This is a genomic window from Dyadobacter sp. LHD-138 (genome assembly GCF_030929615.1).
Taxonomy (GTDB): domain Bacteria; phylum Bacteroidota; class Bacteroidia; order Cytophagales; family Spirosomataceae; genus Dyadobacter.
In genome coordinates, this window is sequence record NZ_JAVFVU010000015.1 from 193,339 (window position 1) to 204,064 (window position 10,726).

Annotated in this window: 9 protein-coding genes and 2 pseudogenes; 6 read left to right on the forward strand and 5 right to left on the reverse strand. The window is 39.5% G+C overall.

The features are described from left to right. Positions 1 to 249: 249 nt before the first annotated feature. From RB622_RS13820 to RB622_RS13840, 5 genes are all read left to right on the forward strand, one after another. Positions 250 to 1,317: a histidine kinase gene (locus tag RB622_RS13820; RefSeq protein WP_308047152.1), complete on the forward strand. Its 1,068-nt coding sequence runs from the start codon at positions 250 to 252 to the stop codon at positions 1,315 to 1,317. Between the two features lie 14 nt (positions 1,318 to 1,331). Continuing rightward, positions 1,332 to 2,813 carry a TlpA disulfide reductase family protein gene (locus tag RB622_RS13825; protein ID WP_308047153.1) on the forward strand — a complete coding sequence of 494 codons (1,482 nt, stop codon included), beginning with the start codon at positions 1,332 to 1,334 and terminating at the stop codon, positions 2,811 to 2,813. After that, positions 2,810 to 3,523 carry a LytTR family DNA-binding domain-containing protein gene (locus RB622_RS13830; protein WP_308047154.1) on the forward strand — a complete coding sequence of 238 codons (714 nt, stop codon included), beginning with the start codon at positions 2,810 to 2,812 and terminating at the stop codon, positions 3,521 to 3,523. The genes RB622_RS13825 and RB622_RS13830 overlap by 4 nt, the downstream gene beginning before the upstream one ends. 557 nt (positions 3,524 to 4,080) lie before the next feature. After that, positions 4,081 to 4,617: a hypothetical protein gene (locus tag RB622_RS13835; protein WP_308047155.1), complete on the forward strand. Its 537-nt coding sequence runs from the start codon at positions 4,081 to 4,083 to the stop codon at positions 4,615 to 4,617. A gap of 156 nt (positions 4,618 to 4,773) precedes the next feature. Then, positions 4,774 to 5,580 (forward strand): CHAD domain-containing protein, encoded by an 807-nt coding sequence (locus RB622_RS13840; RefSeq protein ID WP_308047156.1) that lies wholly within the window; start codon positions 4,774 to 4,776, stop codon positions 5,578 to 5,580. Positions 5,581 to 6,042: 462 nt separating this feature from the next. On the opposite strand, the gene RB622_RS13845 is transcribed toward RB622_RS13840, so the two are convergent. The 5 genes and pseudogenes from RB622_RS13845 to RB622_RS13865 form a co-directional block, all read right to left on the reverse strand. Next, complete coding sequence (locus RB622_RS13845; protein WP_308047157.1) at positions 6,043 to 6,546, reverse strand: hypothetical protein; 504 nt, start codon at positions 6,544 to 6,546, stop codon at positions 6,043 to 6,045. 160 nt (positions 6,547 to 6,706) lie between these two features. Continuing rightward, positions 6,707 to 7,183: a hypothetical protein gene (locus RB622_RS13850; protein ID WP_308047158.1), complete on the reverse strand. Its 477-nt coding sequence runs from the start codon at positions 7,181 to 7,183 to the stop codon at positions 6,707 to 6,709. Positions 7,184 to 7,244: 61 nt separating this feature from the next. Beyond that, entirely contained in the window at positions 7,245 to 8,438 is a 1,194-nt protein-coding gene (locus tag RB622_RS13855) for a thioredoxin fold domain-containing protein (RefSeq protein WP_308047159.1), read from the reverse strand. Between the two features lie 435 nt (positions 8,439 to 8,873). Then, complete coding sequence (locus RB622_RS13860; protein ID WP_308047160.1) at positions 8,874 to 9,518, reverse strand: hypothetical protein; 645 nt, start codon at positions 9,516 to 9,518, stop codon at positions 8,874 to 8,876. Positions 9,519 to 9,946: 428 nt separating this feature from the next. Then, positions 9,947 to 10,135 (reverse strand): annotated as a pseudogene (locus tag RB622_RS13865) (ABC transporter permease); the annotation flags it as partial. A 56-nt stretch (positions 10,136 to 10,191) separates the two neighbouring features. Here RB622_RS13865 and RB622_RS13870 point away from each other — a divergent pair. Beyond that, positions 10,192 to 10,726 (forward strand): annotated as a pseudogene (locus tag RB622_RS13870) (IS630 family transposase); the annotation flags it as partial.

Consider the following 10,726-nt stretch of genomic DNA (forward strand, 5'->3'; position numbering starts at 1 on the left):
TAATCTGTAACGGAGTTAAAATTAGCAAATGAGACTAGAACTTGAAAATTAGTCAAAAGTCGCGACCTCTGAAAAAATAGACAGATCTCACGAAACGTCCATTTAAGAGCCCGAAAAAGCGATTAAGTTTCAAAATCAAATACTCTTAGGCACCAACCAAATTGGTCATAAAATGGGTATTTCGTCCCAAACTATGGGTTACTTGTCACTCTTTGTTGCGGGGTAAAAAGAATTATGCTTGTTTTGGATATGATCATCTTTCAATTCATGCAATCTCCACGTCTGGCAATTTGGCAACAATGGCTTCTGCACGCGCTTCTTATCTGGGTGGGCGCCGAACTTAACGACGCGCTTGTCTACTGGTATGAAGTCAACACCAACGGCGTCCACCTGTTCAATACCGATGGCTCCGCGGTTACGCACTGGCAGCGATTTGCTAATCACAACTATTATCAGACCGTCTGGCTGGTGATTTTGGCGGGTACATTCATCGTCGAATTCAGTTACCATTATATTTTTAAGAAAGAGCCATTCAAGTATTTTATTGTAGGTACCTGTCTTTTTTCTGCCTGTTTTGTGCTCCTGCTTGCAGCCTATAATCAGTGGAAATTTGGAGGAGAGCTCAATGCTCTGTGGGGACCTTCGATAGCCTTTGCAGTTTACAGTTTTTGTTACGCGTTGTTCAGGGATTTTGTGCATCAGCGTGTAAATAAAGCCCATCGTCAAATGCAGCAAGTCCAGGCAGAACTCACCACACTGAAGGCGCAAATTAACCCGCATTTTTTCTTTAACACCTTAAATACACTATATGGAACAGCACTCGCCGAAAATGCGGACAAAACCGCTCGATGCATTGAGCAACTGTCTAATATCATGCGCTATACGGTCACCGAAGCGCAGCAGGATTTTACACCGGTTTCACAAGAATTGAGTTTTCTGAAAGATTATCTCCATTTGCAGCAATTACGACTGCCTGGGCGGGATACGATCCGGGTGCAAACCGATCTTGACTACGATGGACTTCCTGCACACATTGCACCGTTCCTTTTGGTTCCATTTATTGAAAATGCCTTCAAATATGGAATCAGAATCGAGCAGGACAGTTTTATAAAACTACAATTGACTGTTCGGGAGCATTCGCTCGACCTGAGCATTCAAAACAGTTTATTTCCGCCGAGGCCGGATCAGGATGGACTAGGCACAGGTATTCAAACTACACAAAAACGTCTTCAACTCATTTACCCCGACAGGCACTCGCTGACTTTCGGTGAGGTAGCTGGTCGGTACAATGTCCAGCTGCATATTCGTCTACACTAACCCAGCTTTCACTTATGAGACTACTCTTTTTGTGCGCCGCACTCGCAGCGTTCACCACTTCGCACGCCCAAATGACAGTATCCGGAAAAATCTCACCTCCCCAATCAGGAAAAGCATTGGTCTTCAATGTGCCCTTCGATTGCTGGTTACACACAGCCAATGCTGTGGAAGTGGTGCCAGATAAGAAAGGGAAATTTTCAATTCGATTGGCGGTAGAGAAACCACAGATCATTTTTATGATCCATGCAGGGCGGCGTCTGCAGCTGTATGCCGAACAAGGTAAAACACTAGTGATTGACACAGACGATTCTCTGAAAACAGTTCGATTCGGAGGTAGCCTAGGCAGGGAAAATCAGTTTCGGCAGAAATTAGGTCTAACAACCAATAGTCTTGGCAAACAGACTTGGAACGATACCCTGACTGCGCCAGGACAAATTCTTATTGAACTAAGAAAAGCGCAGCACTCTGCATTGTCACAATTGAACGACAGTAAAATAACAACAACATTTTTACGCATGACCAGGGCCGATATTGAATATTTCGCGGTAAGTAAACTCTGGGACCTGATCTGGAAAAATAATGTATGGACTTCGCGTCACAATTCACGCTATGAGCAAAAGGAATGGCGGCAAACACTGAAAACGGCACATGAAGTCGTTGTGCTTTCAAATGTTAGTGCGCTAAACAGTTACCATTACCAAATCATGGTCAGCTATTACCCGCGCTATCTCCAGCATCTTGCTTCCAATAAAGAGGAGTTTGCCCGAATTGCAGAAGCGGTTTTCAAGAAGCCTTTCGCGGAAGTCAATCTGGAAGTACGGCAAAAAGGAGAGCGATACTGGGAACATGCTGCTTTGCAATATGGGTTTACGGGCCGTGCACAGGAATATGCCATAGCTTCATTTTTAATTAAAGGGATCAACGCGGGCGACCTTGAATATCAGCAGGAAGCATATCAGGATTTTGTGAAACGCTTTCCGGAAAGTCCGTACAGGTCTCAGGTTGAAAAAAAAATGAAACCCTACCTGGAAAGTCTGGCTGAAACAAAACTGGAATCAAAAGGCATTCATTTTGTACAGGATTCGCGTACCGTTCCTACGCTTGATTCAGTAATAGCGAATCATAAAGGACGAGTGATTTTCATCGACATGTGGGGAACCTGGTGTGGTCCATGCAGACAGGAGTTTCCCTTCAATCAGGCACTGAAAGATCGTTTTAAGGATAAGCCGGTGGATTTTACATACATCGCCGTTGAGCACCGGCCGAATCCTGAGAAGAAATGGCAGGAAATGATTGCATTCTATCATTTGACGGGATACCACATTCTGGCGGGTAAAAATCTGGTGGAACATTTGCGCAAGATTTATTCCCAACAAGGTAATCTTATATTTCCATCGTATATATTAGTGGACAAGTTGGGCAATATCGTTACCATCCATGCAAAACGGCCCTCCGAAAGGGAAGCTTTATACAAGCAAATCGAGCAGTTGCTATGAAAAAAGATCTGGCACATATTCGTTGTATTTGCGTAGACGATGAACCTTTCGGTCTTAGCGTTTTGCTAGCGCATGCAAGTAAAGTTCCTGGCCTAACTGTCCTGGGCGCTTTTGCCAGCGGAATGGAAGCACTTGCTTTTGTCAAAAATAACACTGTCGACTTAATATTTCTTGACATCCAGATGCCCGATTTGTCTGGTCTGGAAATGGCCCGGATGCTTTCGCCATCGGTACATATTGTGTTTACTACCGCCCACCCGCAACATGCCGTTGCGGGATTTGACCTCGCCGCGACGGATTATTTACTGAAACCTATTGGCCTTAGCCGTTTCCTGCAAGCTATTGACCGGGCTGCTGCAAAAATTTCGAGCACCACCAATGAGGCGAAGTCATACGATTATATTTTTGTCAAAACCGGTTACGACTGGGCACGCATTGATCTCGACGCATTGCTTTACATTGAAGCCGATGGAAATTACCTTACTTTTCACACATCCGACCGACAGGTTTTAACCCGAATGAAACTTGGAGAGATATTGGAAAAATTACCACGGGAAGCATTCATGCGGATCCATAAATCTTATGTCATATCTATATCCAAAATCGACAAGATCGAAAGACATCAGATCACGCTGGCCGATCATGTACTCTCGTTATCGGCTACCTTCAGAGATGACTTACTTGCAAGGCTGGTTGATCAGAAGACTTAATAGGTATCCACTTTATATCATACCTCGTAAATAAAAATCGGAGGTTAAGTTGGACCGTAGGGTTATTCAAAATATTCTTCCTTTTGCGTCTTTCCCTAGTCCAAATATTTTGTACACGAAAACAAATTACACTAAATTTATACAAGTTAAGAACCGTGTATTTTTACTATGGAAATTGGATAGGCAAGCGTACGCGCACAGGAGCGAAATTTAGATTTGCAACTGGATGCTTCTTCCAAGACAGGAATTGAAGGTTTTCACGATAAGGTTTCAGAGGGCAAGTCAGAAAAACCACGTTTGAATGAATTATTGAAATATGCCCGATCCGGGGACACTCTTGTGGTATAGAGGCTTGACAGGCTAGACCGAACTGCTGGTCAGCTTATTCAATTGATTGAGGAATTGAACAAAAAGGAATATAAATTTTCGAATCTGAAGCAGTTGTTGCTATCGTTTCTGCTGGGCAATATGGTGATAGACAAAATCTCCCAAAACGATTAATAAGTTGCATAAATCACAAATAAAATCTTTGTGAGGTTTTTCCAGGACGATAGACTATGAGAAAAAATTTAATTTTAGTTTTAATCACGACACTTACAATTGGTTCCATTTGTGCGTTGGTTCATTACATTAGAATGGACGGTTTTTCATTCGCTTGGGCGCTGAACTTCCTGTTGATGTTTTGTGTGCTTGCTTTTACTGAAACGCTAAAAAGCCAGCTTACTTCTTCTTACTATGATGAAAAGGGCTGGGAACGGAGAGGAAAAATATACGAACCTCTTGGAATAAATTTTTTCAGAAAATTATTGGTTTGGACTGGTTGGGAAAAACTGAGTAAAAAATCTAACCCAATAGAAAAAAACACCAGCGTTTTGATGAATTTACATTATCAAACGAAAAAATCTGAACTAGGTCACGTAATTATCTTGGTTATCGTGCTGGGATTTAATGTTTTCGTAGCGTTGAAATTCGGAGCTCTCAAATCTTTGTGGCTACTAATATTAAATATCTTACTAAACCTTTACCCAATTTTCCTTCAACGATACAATCGGCCACGAATAGAAAGAGCTATAAATTTAAGCAGGCGGAGATAGAGATTGGAGATTTCGGTATCTGTGACCACTACAATACAGATTTCTTATAGCAGATGCTTTAACGATAATCCGTTTATACATGTTATAGAGGATGGAGGCTTGTAGCATCACTTAGCCTTACCCGGCACATCATGAACTATTTCCCCGGAACTGGAGATGAAGCGCAAGAAACTGAAAATAAGAAGAGCATTGGAGCGCCTGAAAAAAAATGCAGCCATGATTCCTCGTTCCGAAGACAACATGGAGGCCATTCATCAATTCCGCGTAGCCTATAAGAAAATGAGGGCCATCCTCCGGCTCTGTCACACAAAACACGCTAAAAAAACAATAAAAATACCTGCTGCTCTTAGAGACATCTACAACAAAGCAGGAAAAGTCCGCAAGTTTCAGCTCTATTATTCCTCGGTATTACCGCATCTCAATAAGCGCAACCGTTATCTCTTTGAGCTCATAAAAAGTATTCAACCGCTTACACAACAGTTGGACAAAGTCGTCTCAAAGGTTGACTTTCCTAAGGCAATCAAGTCAATTACCAGGAGAGCTCCGCAAAGAGTATCGAACAAAATCGTGAGAAAATTTATCCGAAGAAAAGCCAAAGCAGTAAGATCGGTGCTCGCACAAACAGTTATCTCAGATAGGAAATTGCATTCCGTCAAAAAAGACCTTAAGGATATCCTGTACAATGCAAACTTATTTTCTTTTGCCTTGCCGAAGCGTTTAAAGACTGTCGGAATTACGGATGAAAAAGGATTAAAAGAATTTACAGATCTATTGAATGATCACCAGGATTATGTCGACGGCATAAACATTTTAAGAAGTAACTCATTTTCTAACCTTACGGATAAAAATAAGGCCGCACTCCACAATATCCTTGCACAATGGGAACAGCGTAAAAGATTACTCGCCCAACGCATTCAAAATCGTAAAATAATATTGCTGCAAACCCAGGATGCGTTGCCATAAAAATAAATTGACTGTCTGTGAACGTTGACATATGTCAAAAATTGAGACAATTTGCGTTGCTATCTCGAAGCACATTTAAAATCAAGTATCCCATTTCTGGTGAGTCATTTTTTTCACTGACGATGCTCTCGATTTACTCACCAATTTTTTTGCACTGCAAATACCCATGTTAAAACTGAAAAAACAGGTCCTTTTTCAAAAGGATGTTTCAATTATATTTAGGCATGAGTAACTATCAAAATATTCCGCTAAAATGGACGTAGGTTTCCCGGGAATTAATTGATTATAAGATTCAAAAAATAATGGTTTTCTTTTCCCGTCGATACCTTTCGTTTTTTGATACAATTTCAAAAGTGACAGGCTATCATTTTAAGTTATGCGTCGTTTTTGAGACGAATTATTTGAATAGCATAGCTTGTGATAGTTCAGTTTTAATTACGTACCGGGATCATCATAAAGTCATTAATCATAAATATTGTATTGCAACAGCCTAAAAGTCCCGGTTCTTATCGTTTGAATAGACTGTCCGGATTTCACATTTTGAAAATTTAATTGCCTCTCTTTTAATACAAACGGTATCCAGTTATTAAGCATGAGTAGCTTTCTGTTAGGAAGTGGTATGACTCTAGATATTTTTCGAGTTGCAACTAGTTTATAGCCCAGTAGTCTGTCGACCTTCCGGCGGCCGCTCTCCAACATAGCTACAAAGGAGATTAAAAGGACTATTAAAGCATACAAGTACAGAAAATCTTTAACTTTTAAAATATAGGCATCAATGTTTTTCGAAAATATCCAGTTACCCCGTTGAGATTTTGGTGGAATGAAAGGTGAAATCAACGACAGGCATATAAATCCAATCATAAAATATAATACCGTTTTAGTTAACCCTTGACCCTTTTTTGCTGAACCGAAGTATCGCCGTAGATCAGCCTCTGAGTATTTTTCCATTTGACGGTGGGTATCCATTTTCGAACACATTTAGAACCTTTTGAATCTAAAATTCTGATTATTAATTTGCCTTTGATGTCAACTAACATTTTCGGCGATTAAGAATGGATCAATATTCTCATTTCATATGCTTCGTTTTTTGAAACAAATGAATTACCCATATTTCCAACAATTAATGTCAGTTGCTCTCTTTTCTCCTAATCTTTTTACTTTCCTTTATTAAAATAAGTATAATGGTAACAGTGGTCAAATTGACCGAAAAATAGTCGTATTGTCCGGAAAAATCTAAATGATACGCCACTTGAAATAATCCGACATCCGCAGCTAGCTTTGACTCTACAAAATCATACTTGACAAAAAGAATAGGGCCCGTTGAAATCATATATGAAAACACTCCAATTGAAAAGGCACAGATCTGTACAACATAACAACCAATTAACACCTTAAACCCCGGCAATTCATTTCTATACGTCAATATTCCGCCAATTATTTGGAAACATGAAAATATAAGTAGTAAAAAGGCAACTCCGGCCTTCACATTGTCATAATCTGAATTTAAATATTCCCGAGCGACCAGATAGAAGAAAGTAACACCTCCTAAAATTGATAGAATCGCGATACCTTTATTGCCCTTAATCAGATTGCCGTTCTTCATTTATATATCTTGTCGAAAGACAATTTTAGATGAATAGAAATTAACACTTTCAATAATAATACTATTTCTTAATTGCCGTTAACTCAGTAATAAGTTCCTCTGCCTCACTGCTGTCTTCTCCTTCCGCTTTTGAAATCTTTACAGCCTCTTTTGCAGCTTTTAGGGCCAAATATTTATTACCAACTTTATTTTGAAGATTAGAATAAATGCATAGATGCTCATAGTTTTTGTGCAATTTTAATACCCTGTCCATAACCTGGATGCCAATTTTCAGCGTTTCTTTATCTTTGGCAAAATGCTTCAAATAAATTCCCGTTTCATACATCGTCTGCCAATCATTTGCACCGACTGTTTTTCCATACTGCAAAGTTGATTTGGCATAACCAGGCCAATCACGTTTTCCTCCGAAATAATAAATTTGGGTTAAGGACAGGAGTTTGGATGTATCTGCGAAACTAGTGGCCACGATTTTTTTCAGTTCACCTAATAAGGCCAAATTATTTTCTCCTCCTGCCTTGAATGCTGTTTGAGTTATAATTCTCTGAGCCATTTTATCTACATCGGCCTTTCCAAACAGAGGAATAAATCTTTCCTGGGATTTCAAAAAAAACTGGCTAGTAGGTGTTTTGAAGTCAAGCAAATTTGTAAAAATGAATCTGAGATTTTTTTCTGACTCCAATTCTTGGGCAGACCGTGTGCTTAGGTATTCCTGTACAATCTTTTCTTTCGGGTTATCTTTCACCATATAATAGGTAAGCACACTGCTCAAATTAAACAATAGCTGCGGAGACCTTTCGCCCAGATCGTACTTTGACAGCAATGTAAACAAGGCAGTATTGGGATCAGACGCATTTTTACCATCCTGAATAAAATCATTAGATGGTTTGAATCCAGCACTTTGATGGGATTTTTCACCTTCTTTATCAAAATACAAATAAGTAGGAAATCCCATAATTCCATATTGTTTAGAAAGTGCTTCACCAGCCCCTTTATCTTCACTATCTATTTTAAAGCTGATAAAGTTAGCGTTATAAAAGTCAATGACCCTTGGATCCGTGAATGCTTCCTTTTCCATTTGCCGGCAAAAGTGGCAAGATTTGGTCTGTGCATACAGAAAGATTTGTTTTCCACTTTTGCCCGCATTCCGCACGGTCTCATCCCAAGAAGATGCAGTAAAATCAATACCTGCCTTAGGTTGCGCGTGGGAAACCAAAACAGCAAATATTAAGACAATGATGTAAAAAATTCTTTTCATGACGATGACTTTGTTAAATAGAAATAAACTAGAGTGATCAAGAAGTTCGTTTTTTGAGACAATTTTTCTATAAGTGACAACCTGTCACTTACAGCAGCATCTGATCGTTTTGCGAGAAAAATACAAACCGACAATGGTCCATAAATTACGCCAATACACTTATGCTATATAAGCAAAATCCCAAAAGATATACCCTGCAGGCAGGCAAAGTGGCAATATGGCCTCAGCTTTCTTTTAAATATCCTTTCAGCACCGAAATAATATTGTCAGAACTGGGTCTGGGCGCGTGCGTTTGCAACATTTTACCTTCTGCATCAATTAGTATATATCTGGGAATTCCCGAAAGACGGTAATTTTCCCAGATATTCATTGATTTGTTTTCAATTCAAAACAGAACAATAGCCCAGTATTTTTTTGGAAAGCACAATCAAAATACTATTTTTTTCCTTTTATTTTTATTGAGATTTGGCCCTCTACGTTAAGCATTGCTTCTCCATCTAAATCGGATCTAACAATTGGAGGCTCAGTGCCAAACGACCCGTTATGTGCAAAATAGTCTGACATTAACCTACCAGCCAAATTTGGATCTGTAAATACAATAACTCGTTTAACTTTTGGGGCTAGGTCATCGTCAATTAGGTAGGATATTGATAACTTGTTCTCACCGTAAGTATGAGCCGACCTTAAAAGCTCATCATTGCTTATGGAGTTATTTTCTTTATCCAACAAGATGACCTTTGGGAAGAAGAATGTCGGCTGCTTATAAATGGCGCCTTTGGCACCATTTCTTTTTGATGTGACAATGAGGAGATATCTTTCTGTTTTTTGATCTACTTCGATTGCACCGTAAAAGCTTTTACCAGTTTTGAAGTCGAATGGCTTTTTTATTCTATTAATATTAAATGTGGTGTCATCAGAAATTTTCCCAAATTTCATTTCCCCGAATTGCAATAGATCGACGTCAGCTAATAACAACGCTTGTTTACAATCATCTACTACTTTTTGCTGAAAATTATGATAGGAATTAATACAGGATATTGACGACCAGATTAGCAGACAAATTACAAAATTACCTTTCATTAATATTTTTAAAGATGTGATAAATACAATTTAAATAAAGAGAAAAACTTGCCGCTTAACACCTTCTGCGCCATTAACACATAAATATCCGGCAACCCATCGTGATTTGCATCCCTGATGATGGACAATTTTGGAAGTGACCAGGCTGCCACTTTATGTTATGCATCGTTTTTGAGCCGAATTGCAAAGCTTCATCCAACCATTAATTCCAAAATCCAATAAATATTAAAAAGTACATAATAAGTAATTAGCGTCTAATTTAAAATAATCCTATTGACAATCAACTCCCTTACATTTAAAGGAAAATACTAAACAGCAGGTGATCTCAGTCTGAGAAAAACCACCGTTTAAACCTGACGTTTTATACGATAAACACAGCCATACTTATTAGCCGCCTAAACGAGGGTCAACATAAGCAAACCCCAAACTTATTCGCTACGTAAGCTCTTGACGGGATTCATCAACGCGGCTTTGACACTTTGAAAACTTACGGTTAGCAGGGCAATTCCTACGGCAAGTCCACCCGCTACTGCAAATGTCCACCACTTGATGTCAGATTTATAAGCGAATTCCTGTAACCACCAATGCATAGCATACCAGGCAATGGGCGAAGCTAGTGTCTAATTGCATAGATATTATTCATTAAATTCAATAAAAGTGTTATATTTATGGCATGTCAAGAAAAGTGTCGCCATATCCGATTCCGGAAGCGGATCAACAAGAACTGGAAAGAAGAATTCGCAGTAGAAATATTTCCCGAAAAGAAAATGATCGGGCCTATATTGTGATTGAAAGCAGTAAAGGCCGTCAGCCTTCTGAGATAGCTAAGGAGCTGAGAACCTACGCTAATAAAGTAATTTTTTGGCGTAGGGCGTATCAGTCAAAAGGCTTGTCAGGGTTAGAAGACCAGCCCAAGGCTGGGCGTACAGTTATTTATGATGCGGCTTTCAATGAATCTGTACTTAAAAAGATAAGTGAAACACCACCAGTCGGTTACTCCCGATGGGATGCGCCGCTTCTTGCTACTGAACTCAATTGTAGTACCGATGCAATCTGGCGATTATTAAAGAAGGAAGGCATTCATTTAAACAGACAACGCAGTTGGTGCATTAGTGCCGACAAGGATTTTGCTGCAAAATCAGCAGACATTGTCGGGCTGTATTTAACGCCGCCCATGAACGCCATTGTTATTTGTGTAGACGAAAAAC